This is a genomic window from Neisseria sp. P0020.S005 (assembly GCF_051957055.1).
GTDB lineage: Bacteria > Pseudomonadota > Gammaproteobacteria > Burkholderiales > Neisseriaceae > Neisseria > Neisseria subflava_A.
Genome location: NZ_JBQCWV010000008.1, coordinates 35,331 through 54,792, shown reverse-complemented (window position 1 = coordinate 54,792; position 19,462 = coordinate 35,331). Strand labels below are relative to the sequence as shown.

Below are 19,462 nucleotides of genomic sequence, written 5' to 3'. Positions count from 1 at the left end.
TAAAAAATTTTTATCTCACCCCAACCCTTACGTTTATGAAAAGCGCAATACGGCTAAGGCTCAAATTTTTCTAAATTTAACATAGACACCACAACATGCCAAGCAAAATTACATTCCATATCGCATAAAAACTTTAGTGAGACATAATATCATTTCTTTTATAATCAATAAATTATTTAAACATATCTAAGAAATCAGACACAGCATTTTTTCAAGCCCCCTTTTTCGTACAAATTTATTGATATAGATTAAACCTAACCTTTAAAAACACTTATCCTTAATAAACTTTAGCAAAGTATACAATAGCTATGATTAATTACAAAATTACCCCCAACTTTCTGTCTCATGAATGGCACATCACCTTATCATTCACTCAAACCAATGATTCTGAAACAGAAATCAGCCTGCCGAACTGGGTTCCCGGCAGCTACCTCATCCGTGACTTTGCCCGCCACATCACACACATCAGCGCGCGTTGCAACGGTAAAGCCCAGCCACTGACGCAAACCAGCAAAAACCATTGGCAAACCCCTGCCCTCAGTGGAGCGTGGGAAATTTACTACACCGTCTACGCATTCGACTTGTCTGTTCGCGGCTCATTCCTCAGTACCGAGCGCGGCTTTTTCGATGGTGCATGCCTATTCTTAAAAGTACACGGACAAGAACAGCAACTACAACAAGTCGAATTTCCTACCCTGCCACACACATGGCAGATAGCTACAACCCTGCCCAAAATTTCGGCGACCACTTTTCAGACGGCCTCATATGCCGAGCTTATTGATCACCCCGTTGAAACAGGCATCATCGAATTCCTCGACTTTGAAGCACAAGGCATCCCCCACCGTATTGCATTAAGCGGTATCTACCCCGATTTCGACCGCGCCCGCTTCCTCGCCGATATTCAAAAAATCTGCGAAACCGAGTTGACAATGTTCCCCTCCCCTGCCCCGTTTACCGAATACCTTTTCCTACTACATCTGGGCGACAACCTCTACGGCGGACTGGAACACATCAGCAGCACCGCCCTTCTTGCCGACCGCCACAGCCTGCCATCTTACGATATGGGCGAAGCCGACAAGGCCTATACCGAACTACTCGGCCTCTTTTCCCATGAATACTTCCACGCATGGAATGTTAAATCCATCAAACCGGCCGTCTTCGCACCTTACAATCTCGACCAAGAAAACTACACCGAGCAACTTTGGGCATTTGAAGGCATTACCTCCTACTACGACGACCTTTTTCTAGCCCGAAGCAAAACCATCAGCCCCGAAGCCTACCTTACCCTGCTTGCACAAGGCATTACACGCGTACAGCAGACACAAGGCCGTCTGAAACAAACACTTGCCCAATCCAGTTTCAGCGCATGGGACAAGTTCTACAAACAAGACGAAAACAGCCCCAACGCCATCGTCAGCTACTATCAAAAAGGCGCACTGGCCGCACTTTGCCTCGACCTTATCATCCGTGAAAAAAGCCAGAGTAAATACACCCTCGACAGCGTGATGCAGCAACACTATCGCGATTGGTGCAACACCCATCAAGGCATACCCGAAAAACACTGGCAAACCCGTTGCCAAGAAATGACCGGTTTAGATTTAGAAACCTTCTTTCAGACGGCCTTATACAGCACCGAAGACCTTCCGCTCGCAGAATGCCTACAAAGCATAGGTGTCAAACTCGACTTTATTCCCCTACCTCGCCAACACGGCGGAGCATTTGCCAACGAACCCCAGTCGGTTGTCCCTGCCAACGATTTCGGTGCACGTTTCAAACAAAACAGCGATCATGCCGTCCTGACTCATGTATTTAATGGCGGTAGCGCAGAAAATGCCGGACTCTGCCCGCAAGATAAAATCATCGCCTTAGGCGGCTATGCCTGCAACGACCTTGCAGCGCAGTGGGGCAAACTGCCTATCGGCACGCGCACCACCATCCATTTCTTCCGCCAAGGCCTATTGCGTGAAACCAGCATCACAGTTCAAGCAGCAGAAGCCAATACTGCCCTGCTGCACATTACCGATCGCCAAAAACTCGAAAACTGGTTGTACAATCATTAAATAAAACTTCAAACGGCCTGCCACTTCCTAGGCCGTCTGAAATCAACATATCCATTTAATATAAAGAAAGGAAAAACTATGCCCATCCGTAAACTGACCGACACCCTCTATATCGCCCCTCAGCTGACCGAAGCCGACGTCCAAGAAGCCGTACGCCTCGGCATCCAAACCATCATCTGCAACCGCCCAGACGGCGAAGAAGAAAACCAACCGGCTTTTGCCGAAGTACAAAACTGGTTTAAAGAGGCCGGCATCAACCAATTTTCCCACCAGCCCGTCGTTGCGCCTCAAATCAACGCAGCCGATGTTGCATCCTTCCAAAATCTGTTGCAACAATCTCCGGCTCCTATCCTTGCCTTCTGCCGTACCGGTACTCGCTGCTCCCTGCTTTGGGGTTATCATCAAGTGCAACACGGCGTATCCGTAGCCGAAGTAGTTGCCGCAGCCGAACAGGCTGGCGTCAACCTCAGCAACTTTGAGACCCGCCTGCAAGAAGCCAAAGATAAAGGTTTGGCTTAATACTTTATTTATATAATAAGTAGCAGCCTTCAAACCAATCAGGCCGTCTGAAACCCATCTTTCAGACGGCCTGATGGCTTTTATTCACAATCAAATCTTATTTTTAATTTATTTCCACTATCCTAAAAATATATTTTCTAAATCAAACCCGAATTGACCTGTATCAATACCCTGACCCTATTTTCATTTATAATGCCTTTCAATGCTTCAGGGCCAAGCCCGAATCCTCCAGTTTTCCTCTATAAGAGCCAGCTCTCTTATTAAATGATTTTTCTTTCCTCTTGATGTGTGTGTGTTTGGGTGTGGCCGAAAGCCACCCCCTTTTTTTTATACCTACCCTCTTTAAGGCCGAGACCTTTGCAAAATTCCCCAAAATCCCCTAAATGTCTTGGTTGGAATTTAGGGGATTTTGGGGAATTTTGCAAAGGTCTCAATATGCCTGTGTTGGACGTGATTTCCGCCGGCGCGAAAGCCGCGCTGACAACGACGCGCAACAATAAAATCGGCATTATCGCCACCAATACGACAGTCAACAGCAATGCTTATGCGCGCGCCATCCATAGGAACAACCCTGATACGCTCGTCCGCACGCAGGCTGCGCCGCTGCTCGTCCCTTTGGTGGAGGAAGGTTGGTTGGAACATGAAGTTACCCGCCTGACCGTATGCGAATACCTCAAACCATTGCTTGCAGACGGCATCGATACGCTGGTGTTGGGCTGCACGCACTTTCCCTTGCTCAAGCCCTTAATCGGTAGGGAGGCGGGTAATGTCGCGTTGGTTGATTCTGCAATTACGACGGCTGAAGAAACAGCACGCGTCCTTGCGCAGGAGGGATTTCTCAATACTGACAACAATAATCCCGACTATCGTTTTTATGTCAGCGATATTCCTTTGAAATTCAGAATGATAGGCGAACGTTTTCTAAGTAGAACGATGGAGCAGATTGAAATGGTGTCTTTGGGTTAGTCAAGGTTTGCTCAAACACCCGCATATCCGGAGTAAGGATGTGCGGGTGTTTTTTGTGAAGGTACGTCAGAAAATGTTTGCAAATTACATTTTAAGTTAATAAAATATAAACTATTATCATTTTTAAAAAAGTTGATATGAAAAATTCACTTATTGCCCAAGCAGCCGGTATCCTGCCTGTGCTGCTGCTTTCTGCCTGCGCGGGTGGCGGCAGTTTCGATTTGGACAGCGTGGAAACGAAACAGCACAACCCGCAGTCCGAAGCACCGAAATACCAAGACGAACAGACTGAAAAACCGGCAAAACCCGATGAAGCGCAGGCGGCGGAAAACGACCGTCCGGTTTACGGTTTTGCAGCCAAAATACCGCGTCGGAACTGGCACCCGAAAAATAAAGAAGATCATAAGGCATTATCAGAAGCGGATTGGGAGAAATTAGGTGCGGGTGAGCCGGGTGAGTTTCCCCAAAAGAATGAGATTTTTGCGATGGATAAGGGTACGCTGAACGAATCCATCACAACGGGCGATGGCAAAAGCCGTGTGGAAGGATACACGGATTTCCAATATGTCCGCTCGGGCTATATCTACCGCAACGGTGCCAATAAAATCGATTTCAAAAACAATATCGCCCTTTCCGGCGCGGACGGCTACCTTTTCTACAAAGGCAGCAATCCTTCCCAAGCTCTGCCGATGGGCAAGTCGATTTACAAAGGCACTTGGGATTATGTAACCGATGCCAAGGAAAAACAGAAGTTTTCCCAGTTGGGTAATTCGCAAGCGGGCGATAGGTACGGGGCTTTGTCTGCCGAGGAAGCGGATGTGTTGCGCAATAAAAGCGAGGCACCGGAAGGTCAGACCGATTTTGGGCTGACCAGCGAGTTTGAGGTGGACTTCGCCGCCAAGACCATGACCGGCGCGCTCTACCGCAATAACCGGATTACCCATAACGAAACCGAAAATAAAGCCAAACAAATTAAACGTTACGACATTCAGGCTAACCTGCACGGTAACCGTTTCAAAGGTAAGGCGTTGGCTGCAGATAAAGATACTGGGAACGGTCATCCCTTTGTTTCTGATTCTGATAGTCTGGAAGGTGGTTTCTACGGGCCTCAGGGCGATGAGTTGGGCGGCAAGTTTTTGGCAAACGATAAGAAAGTGCTTGCCGTATTCAGCGCGAAACAGAAAGACGGTGCAGAAAAACCATTGGCTGAAACCTTTATGGACGCTTACCGCATCGGTGCGGATTTTGTGAAAAAACAGATAGACAGCTTTGGCAACGTGGCCAAACTGCTGATTGACGGCGTAGAGCTTGCGCTTGTGCCGTCCGAAGGCACTCAGACGGCATTCCAGCATGTATTTGAGAAAGACGGTGTGAAGGTGTCGGTATGCTGCTCCAATTTGGATTACCTGCATTTCGGGGTGTTGGAACACGGCGGTTCGCACGATATGTTCCTGCAGGGCAGCCGTACGCCGGTTTCCGATATGCCTGTAACGGCGGGAGAGGCGGTATATCGCGGTACATGGTCGGGTACTATTGTTAATGGTACGAGCTGGAGTGCCGAACCTTCCAATAAGGAAGGCGGTAACCGGGCGGAGTTTAAAGTTAATTTTGCCGAGAAAACCCTCAACGGTATGCTGACGGCGAAAGACCGCATTGCCCCCGTATTCACCATCACTGCCACGATTCAGGGCAACGGTTTTTCAGGTGTGGCGAAAACCGGTGAAAACGGCTTTGCATTAGATCCGAAAAATACCATCGATCCGAAACGGACGAATATCCGTGCAGATGTGTCCGGCAGCTTCTACGGCAAAACCGCCATTGAGATGGGCGGATCGTTCTCCGGAAATACATTGGAGGGAGAAAGCGGCAAGGCGGCAGTGGTATTCGGTACGAAACGCCAACAGCTTGTCCGGTAAACTGGGCTGCCGGTTGACAGAGGAAAGTTCTTCAGACGGCATATCGGTTTTAAATGCCGTCTGAAGGCAGTAAGTAGAGAAATGATATGAAACAGCAACATTTGTTCCGATTAAATATTTTATGCCTGTCGCTGATGACTGCGCTGCCTGCTTATGCGGATGTTTTACCGTCTGGACAAGTGTGGGAAAAGCAGCTCGATACCGTGCAGGTCAATGCGAAAAAACAGAAAACCCGCCGTGATAACGAAGTAACCGGGCTGGGCAAGCTGGTCAAATCTTCCGAGACGCTAAGTAAAGAACAGGTTTTGAATATCCGAGACCTGACCCGTTACGATCCGGGTATTGCCGTGGTCGAACAGGGTCGGGGCGCAAGTTCCGGCTATTCAATACGCGGCATGGATAAAAACCGCGTTTCCTTAACGGTAGACGGCGTTTCGCAAATACAGTCCTACACCGCGCAGGCGGCATTGGGTGGGACGAGGACGGCGGGCAGCAGCGGCGCAATCAATGAAATTGAGTATGAAAACGTTAAGGCCGTTGAAATCAGCAAGGGTTCGAATTCATCAGAATACGGAAACGGCGCATTGGCAGGTTCGGTCGCATTTCAAACCAAAACCGCAGCCGACATTATCGGAGAGGGAAAACAGTGGGGCATTCAGAGTAAAACTGCCTATTCTGGAAAAGACCATGCCCTGACACAGTCCCTTGCGCTTGCAGGACGCAGCGGCGGCGCGGAAGCCCTCCTTATTTATACTAAACGGCGGGGGCAGGAAATCCATGCGCATAAAGATGCTGGTAAAGGTGTGCAGAGTTTCAACCGGCTGATGCCGGTCGAGGATACCCATCCGTACGCAAATTTCATTGTCGAAGAGGAATGTTCCAATGGATATGCGGCCTGTAAAGACAATGCGAAAAAAGATGCTTTGGCCAAAGATGAGCGCAAAACCGTCAGCACGCAGGATTATACCGGCCCCAGCCGCTTCCTTGCGGACCCGCTTGAGTATGGCAGCCAATCATGGCTGTTCCGACCGGGTTGGCATTTGGACAACCGCCATTATGTCGGAGCCGTTCTTGAACGTACGCAGCAGACCTTTGATACACGGGATATGACTGTTCCTGCCTATTTTACCGAGGCCGATCTGAATGAAAGTGTCCGGAGAAACGGTACGCCGAGCGGCTTTGGCAAATATTCGGGCAATAATAAGGCCGAAAGGCTGTTTGTTCAGGGAGAGGGCGGTACATTGCAGGGTATCGGTTACGGTACCGGCGTGTTTTATGATGAACGCCATACTAAAAACCGGTACGGGGTCGAATATGTTTACCATAATGCTGACAAGGATACCTGGGCCGATTACGCCCGACTTTCTTATGACCGGCAAGGTATAGATTTGGACAACCGTTTGCAGCAGACGCATTGCTCTCACGACGGTTCGGATAAAAATTGCCGTCCCGACGGCAATAAACCGTATTCCTTCTATAAATCCGACCGGATGATTTATGAAGAAAGCCGAAACCTGTTCCAAGCAGTATTTAAAAAGGCATTTGATACGGCCAAAATCCGTCACAATTTGAGTATCAATCTAGGGTACGACCGCTTTAAGTCGCAATTGTCCCACAGCGATTATTATCTTCAAAACGCAGTTCAGGCATATGGATCGAAAATTCCGGAAGGGGTGCAGTCACCCAACGGAAGCCAAGGCAAACCGTATTGGGTGTCTATCGGCAAGACCACGGTCAATACATCGCCGATATGCCGTTTCGGCAATAACACCTATACAGACTGCACACCGAGGAATATCGGCGGCAACGGTTATTATGCAGCCGTTCAAGACAATGTTCGTTTGGGCAGGTGGGCGGATGTCGGAGCAGGCATACGTTACGATTATCGCAGTACGCATTCGGAAGATAAGAGTGTCTCTACCGGCACTCACCGCAACCTTTCTTGGAACGCGGGCGTAGTCCTCAAACCTTTCACCTGGATGGATTTGACTTATCGCGCTTCTACGGGCTTCCGTCTGCCGTCGTTTGCCGAAATGTACGGCTGGAGAGCCGGGGAGTCTTTGAAAACGTTGGATCTGAAACCGGAAAAATCCTTTAATAGAGAGACAGGTATTGTATTTAAAGGGGACTTCGGCAATTTGGAAGCCAGCTATTTCAACAATGCTTATCGCGACCTAATTGCATTCGGTTATGAAACCCGAACTCAAAACGGGCAAACTTCGGCTTCTGGCGACCCCGGATATCGAAATGCTCAAAATGCACGGATAGCCGGTATCAATATTTTGGGTAAAATCGATTGGCACGGTGTATGGGGCGGGTTGCCGGACGGGTTGTATTCCACGCTTGCCTATAACCGTATCAAGGTCAAAGATGCCGATATACGCGCCGACAGGACGTTTGTAACTTCATATCTCTTTGATGCCGTCCAACCTTCACGATATGTATTGGGTTTGGGTTACGACCATCCTGACGGAATATGGGGCATCAATACGATGTTTACTTATTCCAAGGCAAAATCTGTTGACGAACTGCTAGGCAGCCAGGCGCTGTTGAACGGTAATGCCAATGCTAAAAAAGCAGCATCACGGCGGACGCGGCCTTGGCATGTTACGGATGTTTCCGGATATTACAATATCAAGAAACACCTGACCCTGCGCGCAGGCGTGTATAACCTCTTCAACTACCGGTATACCACTTGGGAGTCTGTAAGGCAGACTGCCGAAGGAGCGGTCAATAGGCACAATAATGTCGGCAGGTATAACCGCTACGCCGCACCGGGACGAAATTACACCCTGACTTTGGAGATGAAGTTTTAACCTAAGCAACCGTGCATCAAGGCAATAGGAGACCTTTGCAAAATTCCCCAAAATCCCCTAAATTCCCACCAAGACATTTAGGGGATTTCTCATGAGCACCTTCTTCCAGCAAACCGCACAAGCCATGATCGCCAAACACATTGACCGCTTCCCACTATTGAAGTTGGATCAGGTGATTGATTGGCAGCCGATCGAACAATACCTGAATCGTCAAAAAACCCGTTACCTTCGAGACCACCGCGGCCGTCCCGCCTATCCCCTGTTGTCCATGTTCAAAGCCGTCCTGCTCGGACAATGGCACAGCCTCTCCGATCCCGAACTCGAACACAGCCTTATCACCCGCATTGATTTTAACCTGTTTTGCCGTTTTGATGAACTGAGCATCCCCGATTACAGCACCTTATGCCGCTACCGTAACTGGCTGGCGCAAGACAATACCCTGTCCGAATTGCTGAAACTGATTAACCGCCAACTGACCGAAAAAGGCCTAAAAATAGAGAAAGCATCCGCTGCCGTCGTTGACGCCACCATTATTCAGACCGCCGGCAGCAAACAGCGTCAGGCTATAGAAGTTGATGAAGAAGGACAAATCAGCGGCCAAACAACACCGAGTAAAGACAGCGATGCCCGCTGGACAAAGAAAAACGGCCTTTACAAACTTGGCTACAAACAACATACCCGTACCGATGCGGAAGGCTATATCGAGAAACTGCACATTACCCCTGCCAATGCCCATGAGTGCAAACACCTGTCGCCTTTATTGGAAGGGATGCCCAAAGGTACGACCGTCTATGCCGACAAAGGCTATAACATTTAATTAGGATATATACCTTCTATATAATCCTTATTTAAATAAAAACTCTTATAAAAATCTGTGTCATCTGTCGGGATTGAAAAAAAGATTTTATCTTTCTCATCAGGTTTAAATTTGTTATCAATATTAAAAAGAGAATAAGGATTACAATGAGTTCGACATACTAATGGTAAAAATTTATATCTTGGATCATGAAATATTCGATATTTATCAGGATCGAAAGATGCTAAAAATTCATCAATATTGGTATCAGATATTTTGTCATCACTAATAAACATCGCTAGAGATGGGCGACCTTGATTTTCCATTTGTTGATTAGTAAAGGCTATAAATGCTAACTTGCCATTGTCGTCATACCATATAGATTTATAGTTATTGCCTTTGGGAGAATAAATTCTAGCAGCACATAACATAGGTCTATCTTTACAGTCGTTATATAGAGTTTCATCAAACTCAACTGCATGGCACAATAAAGGCAATAGAAAAAACAGGGTTATTAATTTATTACTATACATAAGACAGCTTTCTATTTATTCGATAATAAATCTAGTTTTCAATATTTGATTTTGTTTTGGATTAGTGTACATAATAAATTTTACTGCTCCAAAATCTGATATTAAACCCACAACCTTTCCATTTTCTGTATAATTTTCAGGCTTATCTGCACTAATAATTTTATCTTTTAGGTGTGGGAATTTTTCTTTTAGAATATCACTCTGTACATTCATCCCTTTTTTATAAATATTATCTGAGAACATCTTTAGTATGGTATGATATTGAAATGCTAAATTTGCATCTTGCAGCAAATTATGCTCTTCAGATGTCAAATTTTGACCTTGTAGTTTTTTCAACTTTATAGGTGTTACATCTGTTAAAAAATCTTTTAAACGATTATATCGATATTTATGTAAGATTGAATTTAGTTCTGTTTCCGCTTTATCAAATTCTTCACTATTTTGGGTATAATTTTGAGAATTTAAACGTTCAACTATAGGTTGTGTAATAAGTAAACGATTTGCTAAATGCTGATATTCTTTATTTGTTTGAGCATTATCATTCATGTTTGGTGTATTAAAATCACTTGGATCCCAAATCATTTTGGCATATGAATCAACATATAGTGTCGGATTATCTGTAATAGGAAATTTATTTTCATCAAGGAAAACCGGCAACATCTGGAAGACCATCAGTTGTTAGGCGGCATTATGCGCAAAGCCCACCGCAAACATCCGCTGTCGGAAGCGCAAACCAAACGTAACCGATATTTGTCGAAAACCCGTTATGTGGTCGAACAAAGCTTCGGTACGTTACACCGTAAATTCCGCTATGCGCGGTCAAGCTATTTCGGGCTGATTAAAGTGAGTGCACAAAGCCATCTGAAGGCGATGTGTTTGAACCTATTGAAAGCCGCTAACAGGCTAAGTGCGCCTGCTGCTGCCTAAAAGGCGGCCCGGATGCCTGATTATCGGGTATCCGGGAAGGATTAAGGGGATATTTGGGTAAAATCAGGAGTAATTAGGAGCGGAAATAAACGAAAACCTGTGTTTGGATTTCGGCTGTCGGGGGAAAAGGAATTTTGCAAAGGTCTCAGGCCGTCTGAAAACTTTCAGACGGCCTTTCCTTTCCCCTCACAAAAATAGTATAAAATCTCCTTATCGTTCAAACCACAAACTCAAAATACCATGGTCAACAAACTCACTCCCCCTCCAAGCCTGCCCGATCCGCAAGACCTCCGTGCCGTTATCGCTTACAACATGCGCCTCTACCGCGTTAATCACGGCTGGTCGCAAGAAGAACTGGCGCGCCAATGCGGACTTGACCGCACCTACGTCTCCGCCGTCGAGCGCAAACGCTGGAACATAGCCCTTTCCAACATCGAAAAAATCGCATCCGCGCTTAAAATCGCCCCTTACAAACTCCTCCTTCCGCCGCAAGAAATGCTCCGCCAAATGACCGAACCTGCCGATACCCAAGCCTAATTCACAGCCAGACACCATCATGACCGCCGCTCAACAAGCCATCCAAACCTACCGGCAGCAAAAAGCCGCAGCAGAAACTGCCTACCGCCAAAACAACCGCCCTACCGCTTACTTCCGCGACCATATCGCCGCTGCCGAAACCTTGCTGCAAACCCTCTGGCAAATCCATTTTCCCGACAGCAACGACATCAGTCTGATTGCCATCGGCGGCTTCGGGCGTTGCGAACTCTATCCCCATTCTGACTGGGACTTAGCGATTATTTCCTCTGCCCCATTTTCAGACGGCCTGCAACAACAAACCGCCCAATTTATTCAAACCCTTTGGGACGCACGCCTCAATCCGGCCATCAAAAGCGGCAGCATAGAAGAAATCCTCCAAAGTACCCAAAACGACATTACCGGAGAAACCGCCTTTCTTGAAGCACGCCACCTACAAGGCAATGCCGACCTTACCGCCCAACTTCTAAACAAACTCAACACACGCCGCGACACAGCCGCCTTTATCGAAGCCAAACTCCTCGAAATGGAGCAACGCCATACCAAATCCCAAGGCACAGGCGCACAACTCGAACCCAACATCAAAACCTGCCCCGGCGGCCTGCGCGACATCCACACCCTTATCTGGACAGCCAAAGCACAAGGCATAGACAGCAACCCCACCGCCCTCGTTACCGCCGGCGTCCTCACACGCACCGAAGCCGGCATGCTGGCTCATGGCTACCGCCGTCTCGCCAATATCCGCATTCACCTCCACCTTACCGCCGACCGCCCCGAAGACAGGCTGCTTTTCGACTACCAGTCCCAAGTTGCCGAAAGCTTAGGCTATACCCAACCCGACATCCGCGGCAGAAGCGAAGCCCTGATGCACACCTTCTATCGCGCCACCAAAGCCATCAAACAACTCAACGGCATCCTCATACCGGTTCTCAAAAACCATCAAACCTCCAGCCGTCCCCAACATATCCACCCCATCGACAGCCACTACAAACGCATCGGCCACCAAATCGCCGCCAACGACCTTGCCCTGTTCGAACAAAATCCCGAACACATCTTCACCATCATCCAAACCATGCAGGAGCAAAACATCACCACCATCGAGCCGCAAACCCTGCGCGCATGGTGGGCGGCCACACGAAAAATCAACACCCGTTTCACCCAAAATCCAGAAAACCGCCGCCGCTTTATCCAATTCTTCAAGCACGGTACCGGCCTCACCCAAACCCTCCGTTTTCTCAACCTCTACGGCGTACTTGGCCGCTATCTTTCCGCATGGGAAAAAATCACCGGCCTGCTCCAACACGACCTCTTCCATATTTACCCCGTAGACGACCACATCCTGACCGTCGTCCGCAATATGCGCCGTCTCGCCATCGAAACCCACAGCCACGAAATGCCCGAAGCCAGCGCCATCATGCAGGCCTATCCACGACCACATGTCCTCTACACCGCCGCACTGCTGCACGACATCGCCAAAGGCCGTGGCGGTGATCACGCCAAAGAAGGCATCAAAGACGCACAACAATTCGCCGCCAATCACTACTACACCGAAGAAGAAAGCCACCTCCTCGCATGGCTGGTTGAAAACCACCTGCTCATGTCTACTGTTGCCCAAAAAGAAGACATCCAAGACCCCCATGTCCTCCAAGCCTTTTGCCGCCGTATTCCCACACGCGAATACCTCGACGCACTCTACCTGCTTACCATTGCCGACATCCGCGGCACCAACCCAAAACTTTGGAACACATGGCGCGCCAGTCTGCTCCAAACCCTCTACCACAGTACCGCCGCCGTTTTACACAGCAAACACCACGATCCCGAACGCCTTCCCAACCGACGTGAACAAGCCTCGACCGATCAGCTCACGCGCGCGGCCGTTCCCCTCAAAAACCAACAAAAACTCCGCCGCATCCTCGGCAGCGCATACTACGTCCGCCATCAGACGCGGGAAATCCTCTGGCACACCGCAAACCTCGCCTACGACACCCAAAGTCCGGCCGTCCGCAGCCGCATCCTTCCCCAAAGCAACAGCCTTCAAGTCATGGTGTTCATGCCCAATGGCGACCGCCTCTTCGCACGCCTCTGCCGCATTTTCAGCAGCCACCGCTTCGACATCCAAGCCGCCCGCGCCTTCATCACCGAGCACGACTACATCCTTGACACCTTTATCCTGCAACTCCCCGACAATCTCCCGCCCGAAGAATATCCCGACCGCCAAAGCGCACTTGAAGCCGAACTCAACAGCTTCATCCACGGCAATACCACCGTCCAAAAACAAAGCGGCCGCCCGCACATCAGCCGCCGCATCCGCCACATCCCCATTCCGCCTACCGTAATCATCACCCCCGAAGAAGATTATCCCGGCTGGCACACCATAGACATCACCGCCGTCAACCGCCCCCATCTCCTCGCCGACATCGCCGAGACCTTCTTCGCACACAATATCAGCCTGCGCTACGCCAAAATCACCACCTTGGATCAGCGCATTGAGGACAGCTTCATCACCTACAGCCCATCCCTGCAAGACCCACAAACCCAAAACACCCTAAAACAAGCATTGATCGAAGTCTTGACCCCATAAAGGCCGTCTGAACATCTTAAAAACATAGGGTGAGCATTTTTTGCTCACCCTAATCACATCCAAATATATAAACATCCTGAATATACTCTTTTAAAACACTCAAGAAATCCAAAACTTTAAAATTCAAAATCAGACCTTTACCATGACATAAAACTACATTCTAAAATCATAATCCAAATGAATATAATTCTAATAACAAATTTTCATTCACCTATTACACCAAACCCTCTTTAAAAATCCTTCCTGCCAAATCTTTTCCTCATCCATATTCAAAAAAAATACGCATACAAAATAAAACCTATAAAAAACAAAAAAATAAAATCAAAAAATATTAAACTCACCGATTAATCCAAAAAATCACCGCCCATCTAAACAAATTAACATATTATTGAACAAGCTTAATTTCTGACAAAAAACGTCACACACCCAAACTTGCCTCCTTTCCCTGTCACAAAAAACACAAAACTGACAAAAAACGTCAACCACCCAAATTCCCTAAAATCCTGAAACTTTCAAACAAAACCTCATAAAATTTAAAAATTAAAAAATAATCCCAATAAAAACAATAAACAAGAAATAAAAAATAAATTTTTTAACTAGTTTTTCGCACTTGGCACACAGACTGCTTGTAACAACACATCCGATAAGGCCCAAGCCTCAAAGCAGCAAGCCCGACGGAAGCTGTATATTCCTTCTTACTTATGGTTTACTCATAATACATAGTGCCAAGCACATTACGGACTTTTTACTTAAACACAATTATTCACACTTTCAAACTGGAGTTTTAAACAATGAAAGCAATCCAAAAAGGTTTTACCCTGATCGAATTGATGATCGTCATCGCGATTATCGGCATCTTGGCAGTTATCGCCCTGCCTGCATACCAAGACTACACTGCGCGCGCCCAAGTTTCTGAAGCCATCTCTTTGATGGAAGGTCAAAAGTCCGCTGTGGTTGAATACTATGCAGATAAAGGTGCATGGCCTGCAAATAATGAGCAAGCAGGTATCGCAACAAATACAAGCATTCAAGGTAAATATGTTGCACAAGTAGATGTCGGAGCTAATGGTATTATTACTGCCAAAATGAAAGCTGCTGACGTAAATAACGAAATTAAAGGCAAAACCGTATCACTTACTCCTCATGCCACTACTGCTGGTGCCGCTGGTGCTGCTGCAACTGCTAACGGCTCCTTTACCTGGACTTGTACTCCAGGTGCAACCGATGGCGTAGCTACAAAATTCTTGCCTTCCTCTTGCCGTCCTGCTACTCCTGCTGCTACAAGTGGTTCTGGAACAGGTGGTTAATTTAAATATCTAACAAAAGATATTCGACTCAAAGCAAATCCCATAAGAATTATGGGATTTGCTTTATAAAATAAAAATAAGAAAACGACATATCAAAAAATGAAAAAACTACGCAAAGCCCAAACCGGCTTTAGCCTGATTGAGTTGATGATAGTTATCGCCATCATCGGTATTCTGGTTGTTGTCGCCATACCCACTTACCAAAACTATACTGGTAGGGCGCAAGCCTCCGAAGCACTATACCTTGCCGATGACCTGAAAACCGAAATCAGCATCGCTTCAGCGGTAAATAACCGCCTGCCCAATGCAGAGGATGTCAGCAAACAAGGCACAATCGGTGTTACCGCTCAACGCATCGGCGGCACATACATCCAAAACGGTGGCGTAACGGTAGAAGCAGATACAGGCAAAATCAGTATTCCTTTCGATAAAGGGCAAAACAAAGGAAAAGTCCTGACCCTGACCCCTTATCGAAATCATAACGATTCGACTTGGTTGCTCAACTGGCAATGCGGCGGAACACTGGATCCGATGATGGTTCCCGCCATGTGCCGTGACGACTCACACGGATAAGAACCAAGCATATACCCTAAGAAAAACACAAAAATACATTGCAAAGAAAACACCCCAAACACAGCCAAATACAAACGCGGAAAGCGAACAAACCAAAAGAACAAAACTCTCCAAAACAAGGTCCTTAAGAGCCTGAATGATCACATTACGAAAATAAATGCCGTCTGAAATCATTTTCAGACGGCCTCTTTATATCCAATCCTAATATGACATAAAACTTTGGTCTTGATTAGTTTCAGACGGCCTTCATCTTTTCACAACTACATAAAACAAATTCGCAACACCCCTGATAAGACAATTTGTCGCACATCTGAACTCAATATATAATTTAACCATGCAAGTCTTTATTTTTAAGCATTTTTCATTTTCAAAACATACATTATCTACGCTGGGAGAACCATCATGCCTCATCTAAACTTGGACAAAACGGATTTAAAGATTCTGCAGGTTTTGCAGGAAAATGGGCGGTTGAGCAATGTTGAGCTTTCTGAAAAGGTGGCGCTATCCCCTTCTCCCTGTCTGCGCCGTCTCAAACAGCTTGAAGATGCAGGCATTATTCAAAAATACGCAGCCCAGCTTTCTCCTGTATCTTTAGGCTTGGGTTTGCAGGCTTTTATCCGTGTATCGATTAGCAAGGCAAAAGATGCGCGCGAGGATTTTTCCGAATCTGTCCGCGCTTGGCCGGAAGTATTGAGCTGCTTTGCTTTAACGGGCGAAACCGATTATCTGCTCCATGCCTTTTTTACCGATATGAACGCGTTTTCCCATTTTGTTTTGGACACGCTGCTTTCGCACCACGGCGTGCAAGATGCGCAATCGAGTTTTGTGTTGAAAGAAATTAAAAACACGACTGCTCTGCCTTTGGTTCATTTAGTTCAGGATTGATGATTTGAAACTGATAAAGGCCGTCTGTTGTTCAGACGGCCTTTTAAATTCCAATGGTTTGCTTTCACGTCCATACACTTGTATACTTTTTAAGAATAATTCACATAAGCTTTTACCATGACTGACACCGCCCATCTCGATACCAATACTGTTTCCGAACATACCAAACAATGGCTGGAAAAAGCCGTTATCGGGCTGAATCTCTGCCCGTTTGCCAAAGCGCCGCACGTTAAAAACCTGGTTCGCATCGTTGTTAGTGAAGCCCGTCATTTGGACGGTTTCCTTGAGGACTTGGATCGTGAATTGCAGCTTCTAGGCAATACGCCCGCTTCGGAATTGGAAACCACTTTACTGGTTCATCCGACGCTATTCCCTGATTTTGAAACCTTCAACCAAATGCTGGAAATTGCCGATGATGCCGTTGTAGAAAACGAATTGGAAGGCATTGTCCAAGTTGCGCCGTTCCATCCCGATTTCCAATTTGAAGGCACAGAAGCCGACGACATCAGCAACTACACCAACCGCTCGCCCTACCCGACCTTGCATCTGATTCGTGAAGACAGTATTGCCAAAGCGACTGAAGCATTTCCCGATGCCTCGGCAATTTTTGACCGCAATATCGCGCTGCTTGAAAAAATGGGACATGAGGGCTGGGATAAATTAGACATTCCGCGTTGTCCATTTCCGCATCACAAGCCGTCTGAAAACAAATAATTGGTGACGGGAATATGGTTCGCTATTTGTTGATTTTTTGCGGCGCATTGTCGCTCGTCTTGGGCATTATCGGCATTTTCCTGCCATTACTGCCGACTACGCCTTTCATTTTATTGACCGCCGCCTGCTGGGCAAAAGCTTCGCCGCGCTTTCACAATTGGCTCTATCATCACCGCCATTTCGGTCCAATCATACAGAACTGGGAAAACAACGGCGCCGTGCCACGCAAGGCAAAGTTCTTCGCTATCGGCATGATGGCCCTTTCTTGCCTGTTTATGTTTTGGCAATTTCCAGAACGCTGGTGGATTGGTGCCTTATCATCAATCTTCTGTAGTTGCGTGGCAGTATGGATGTGGTTACGGCCGGAAGCATAAAATAAAACAGGTGGGCATTTTCGCTTACCTGTTTTTTATTTTCACACCCAATTTATCCATTAAAACAATCAGTAAGAACTAAAGCACCCTATTCATCCTCATTTTTCAGACGGCCTCCATTTATTCAATCAAATGTAAATTTTAGCTAAAATTAATTTAAAACATTTTTTCGATAGCATTATTTTCAAGGTTTCAAGCTCCTGTTTCAAAAACATTTTTTTACTACTTCCAACTACTCCCATCGCTTTTATTTCTTTATTTGTATCAACATTTCTTTTGATTCCAACATTCTAAACCATCCCTTAACACTTGCTTTGCGTTATACTTTCCCCTGACACCACCGCGCAGTTCGTCTGGATATTTTCAGACGGCCTGAATATTTCACCGCCGTGCTTTCTCAACGAAGTTTCTAACGGTGCAACAGAATAAAAAGGAAATACTATGCGCTCTCTCTCATTTTTACTGCTTCTTGCCGCCTTTCCTGCCTCGGCATCCGATTTTGACGGCTCATCCGCAAGCCTGCTTTGGGGTCTGCCGTTTGCACTGATTCTCTTGTCCATTGCACTCGGACCTCTGTTTTTCTCCCGTATTTGGCACCACCACTTCGGCAAAATTACAGCGTTTTGGACGCTGCTGTTTTTAACGCCGTTTATCATCACCTTTGGTTTCGGAGCCGGCGTACATACCGTTGCCCATGCGTTGGTTGAAGAATATATCCCCTTTATCCTGCTGCTTTTAGCGCTCTATACCATTTCAGGCGGTATTTTTGTCAGCGGCGATTTGCACGGTTCGCCCAAATTGAACACAATCCTGTTGGCAGTCGGCACGGCTTTGTCTTCCATCATGGGGACGACAGGCGCGGCGATGTTGATGATTCGTCCGCTTTTGAAAGCCAACCATAAACGCCACTACCGCGTTCACATCGTGATTTTCTTCATTTTCCTGGTAGCGAATATTGGCGGCGGTCTGACTCCTTTAGGCGATCCTCCGCTGTTCTTAGGATTCCTGAAAGGCGTAGATTTCATGTGGACGGTCAAACACATGCTGATGCCTGTATTGATTAGTTCTGTGATTTTGCTGGCCGTTTTCTACATCATCGACAGCCGACACTTCAACCGCGAACAAAGCGAACACCTTGCTCCTGCTCCTTCCGATAAAGAAGAAAAAGTCAAAATCTATGGCAAATGGAATTTTCTGTTACTGGCCGGTGTTGTCGGCGCGGTTTTATTGTCCGGCTTGTGGAAACCAAATCATCCGGGCTTTGAAATCTTGGGCAGCCATTACGCCTTGCAAAACCTGATGCGCGATGGCATTTTGCTGGCTTTGACCGCCGTATCTTGGATTATTACGCCCAAACAGGTACGCGCAGGTAATGAGTTCAACTTCGAGCCGATTGCCGAAGTGGGCAAACTGTTTTTGGGTATTTTCATTACCATTTCCCCCGTCTTGGCGATTTTGAAAGCCGGCGAAACAGGCGCATTGGCTTCCGTTGTTTCTTTGGTTCACGACGCGGCAGGCAATCCGATTAATGTGATGTATTTCTGGATGAGCGGCATTTTGTCGGCATTCTTAGATAATGCGCCAACTTATTTGGTGTTCTTCAATATGGCCGGTGGCGATGCCCAAGCCTTGATGACAGGCCACCTGTTCCATTCGCTGCTGGCAGTATCCATGGGTTCCGTATTTATGGGTGCGCTCACTTATATCGGTAATGCGCCGAACTTCATGGTAAAAGCCATTGCCGAACAACGCGGCGTACCGATGCCTTCCTTCTTCGGCTATATGGCATGGTCGGTGATTGTATTGGTACCGCTGTTTGCCCTGCATACGATGATTTTCTTCGTTTGGCAGCTCTTTTAAACTTAGAGGCCGTCTGAAACTCAGACGGCCTTTTATTTTCAGCTATATCATCAAATATAGCGTCTAAATATCAATCAGTTAAAATTTATTCCCCTTAACAC

General features: G+C 47.0%; 14 protein-coding genes and 3 pseudogenes. 15 read left to right on the top strand and 2 right to left on the bottom strand.

Going from position 1 to position 19,462, the window contains the following annotated elements; all coding sequences use genetic code 11:
- Positions 1 to 308: 308 nt before the first annotated feature.
- The 6 genes and pseudogenes from ACTHTU_RS07765 to ACTHTU_RS07740 all read left to right on the top strand — a co-directional run.
- The gene (locus ACTHTU_RS07765) at positions 309 to 2,060 is read left to right on the top strand and encodes a M61 family metallopeptidase (protein WP_440362216.1); all 1,752 of its coding nucleotides are present in this window, start codon (positions 309 to 311) and stop codon (positions 2,058 to 2,060) included.
- A 78-nt stretch (positions 2,061 to 2,138) separates the two neighbouring features.
- Positions 2,139 to 2,579 carry a TIGR01244 family sulfur transferase gene (locus ACTHTU_RS07760; RefSeq protein ID WP_440362215.1) on the top strand — a complete coding sequence of 147 codons (441 nt, stop codon included), beginning with the start codon at positions 2,139 to 2,141 and terminating at the stop codon, positions 2,577 to 2,579.
- Positions 2,580 to 3,011: 432 nt separating this feature from the next.
- A pseudogene (locus tag ACTHTU_RS07755) lies at positions 3,012 to 3,545 on the top strand (glutamate racemase); the annotation flags it as partial.
- 137 nt (positions 3,546 to 3,682) lie between these two features.
- Entirely contained in the window at positions 3,683 to 5,461 is a 1,779-nt protein-coding gene (locus tag ACTHTU_RS07750; RefSeq protein ID WP_440362214.1) for a transferrin-binding protein-like solute binding protein, read from the top strand.
- Between the two features lie 86 nt (positions 5,462 to 5,547).
- A complete protein-coding gene (locus ACTHTU_RS07745; protein ID WP_440362213.1) occupies positions 5,548 to 8,277 on the top strand; it encodes a lactoferrin/transferrin family TonB-dependent receptor in 2,730 nt (909 codons plus the stop codon).
- A gap of 91 nt (positions 8,278 to 8,368) precedes the next feature.
- Positions 8,369 to 9,088, top strand: a pseudogene (locus ACTHTU_RS07740) (IS5 family transposase); the annotation flags it as partial.
- Positions 9,089 to 9,090: 2 nt separating this feature from the next.
- Here the strand turns inward: ACTHTU_RS07740 and ACTHTU_RS07735 are convergent.
- Positions 9,091 to 9,606, bottom strand: coding sequence for a hypothetical protein (locus ACTHTU_RS07735; protein WP_440362212.1), 516 nt, complete (start codon positions 9,604 to 9,606; stop codon positions 9,091 to 9,093).
- A gap of 15 nt (positions 9,607 to 9,621) precedes the next feature.
- Positions 9,622 to 10,266: a hypothetical protein gene (locus ACTHTU_RS07730; protein WP_440362211.1), complete on the bottom strand. Its 645-nt coding sequence runs from the start codon at positions 10,264 to 10,266 to the stop codon at positions 9,622 to 9,624.
- Between ACTHTU_RS07730 and ACTHTU_RS07725 the strand changes: the two are divergent.
- From ACTHTU_RS07725 to ACTHTU_RS07685, 9 genes and pseudogenes are all read left to right on the top strand, one after another.
- A pseudogene (locus tag ACTHTU_RS07725) lies at positions 10,252 to 10,533 on the top strand (transposase); the annotation flags it as partial. The gene ACTHTU_RS07730 and the pseudogene ACTHTU_RS07725 overlap by 15 nt on opposite strands.
- 240 nt (positions 10,534 to 10,773) lie before the next feature.
- On the top strand, positions 10,774 to 11,070 hold the full coding sequence (locus ACTHTU_RS07720; RefSeq protein ID WP_003680870.1) for a helix-turn-helix domain-containing protein: 297 nt from the start codon (positions 10,774 to 10,776) through the stop codon (positions 11,068 to 11,070).
- Between the two features lie 19 nt (positions 11,071 to 11,089).
- Positions 11,090 to 13,648: a [protein-PII] uridylyltransferase gene (gene glnD / locus ACTHTU_RS07715; RefSeq protein WP_440362210.1), complete on the top strand. Its 2,559-nt coding sequence runs from the start codon at positions 11,090 to 11,092 to the stop codon at positions 13,646 to 13,648.
- A gap of 791 nt (positions 13,649 to 14,439) precedes the next feature.
- On the top strand, positions 14,440 to 14,955 hold the full coding sequence (locus tag ACTHTU_RS07710) for a pilin (RefSeq protein ID WP_440362209.1): 516 nt from the start codon (positions 14,440 to 14,442) through the stop codon (positions 14,953 to 14,955).
- 99 nt (positions 14,956 to 15,054) lie between these two features.
- The gene (locus tag ACTHTU_RS07705; protein WP_440362208.1) at positions 15,055 to 15,528 is read left to right on the top strand and encodes a pilin; all 474 of its coding nucleotides are present in this window, start codon (positions 15,055 to 15,057) and stop codon (positions 15,526 to 15,528) included.
- 402 nt (positions 15,529 to 15,930) lie between these two features.
- The gene (locus ACTHTU_RS07700; RefSeq protein WP_003684427.1) at positions 15,931 to 16,413 is read left to right on the top strand and encodes an Lrp/AsnC family transcriptional regulator; all 483 of its coding nucleotides are present in this window, start codon (positions 15,931 to 15,933) and stop codon (positions 16,411 to 16,413) included.
- Between the two features lie 117 nt (positions 16,414 to 16,530).
- Positions 16,531 to 17,127, top strand: coding sequence for a DUF1415 domain-containing protein (locus ACTHTU_RS07695; RefSeq protein ID WP_440362207.1), 597 nt, complete (start codon positions 16,531 to 16,533; stop codon positions 17,125 to 17,127).
- A 14-nt stretch (positions 17,128 to 17,141) separates the two neighbouring features.
- Positions 17,142 to 17,501 (top strand): YbaN family protein, encoded by a 360-nt coding sequence (locus ACTHTU_RS07690; RefSeq protein ID WP_440362206.1) that lies wholly within the window; start codon positions 17,142 to 17,144, stop codon positions 17,499 to 17,501.
- 441 nt (positions 17,502 to 17,942) lie between these two features.
- On the top strand, positions 17,943 to 19,361 hold the full coding sequence (locus tag ACTHTU_RS07685; RefSeq protein ID WP_315039640.1) for a sodium:proton antiporter: 1,419 nt from the start codon (positions 17,943 to 17,945) through the stop codon (positions 19,359 to 19,361).
- The last annotated feature ends 101 nt before the right edge of the window (positions 19,362 to 19,462 follow it).

Bases quoted from the DNA above. Each gene is read 5' to 3' on its own strand.
- ACTHTU_RS07765 (WP_440362216.1), top strand. From the start codon at position 309: ATGATTAATTACAAAATTACCCCCAACTTTCTGTCTCATGAATGGCAC.
- ACTHTU_RS07760 (WP_440362215.1), top strand. From the start codon at position 2,139: ATGCCCATCCGTAAACTGACCGACACCCTCTATATCGCCCCTCAGCTG.
- ACTHTU_RS07750 (WP_440362214.1), top strand. From the start codon at position 3,683: ATGAAAAATTCACTTATTGCCCAAGCAGCCGGTATCCTGCCTGTGCTG.
- ACTHTU_RS07745 (WP_440362213.1), top strand. From the start codon at position 5,548: ATGAAACAGCAACATTTGTTCCGATTAAATATTTTATGCCTGTCGCTG.
- ACTHTU_RS07735 (WP_440362212.1), bottom strand. From the start codon at position 9,606: ATGTATAGTAATAAATTAATAACCCTGTTTTTTCTATTGCCTTTATTG.
- ACTHTU_RS07730 (WP_440362211.1), bottom strand. From the start codon at position 10,266: ATGTTGCCGGTTTTCCTTGATGAAAATAAATTTCCTATTACAGATAAT.
- ACTHTU_RS07720 (WP_003680870.1), top strand. From the start codon at position 10,774: ATGGTCAACAAACTCACTCCCCCTCCAAGCCTGCCCGATCCGCAAGAC.
- glnD (WP_440362210.1), top strand. From the start codon at position 11,090: ATGACCGCCGCTCAACAAGCCATCCAAACCTACCGGCAGCAAAAAGCC.
- ACTHTU_RS07710 (WP_440362209.1), top strand. From the start codon at position 14,440: ATGAAAGCAATCCAAAAAGGTTTTACCCTGATCGAATTGATGATCGTC.
- ACTHTU_RS07705 (WP_440362208.1), top strand. From the start codon at position 15,055: ATGAAAAAACTACGCAAAGCCCAAACCGGCTTTAGCCTGATTGAGTTG.
- ACTHTU_RS07700 (WP_003684427.1), top strand. From the start codon at position 15,931: ATGCCTCATCTAAACTTGGACAAAACGGATTTAAAGATTCTGCAGGTT.
- ACTHTU_RS07695 (WP_440362207.1), top strand. From the start codon at position 16,531: ATGACTGACACCGCCCATCTCGATACCAATACTGTTTCCGAACATACC.
- ACTHTU_RS07690 (WP_440362206.1), top strand. From the start codon at position 17,142: ATGGTTCGCTATTTGTTGATTTTTTGCGGCGCATTGTCGCTCGTCTTG.
- ACTHTU_RS07685 (WP_315039640.1), top strand. From the start codon at position 17,943: ATGCGCTCTCTCTCATTTTTACTGCTTCTTGCCGCCTTTCCTGCCTCG.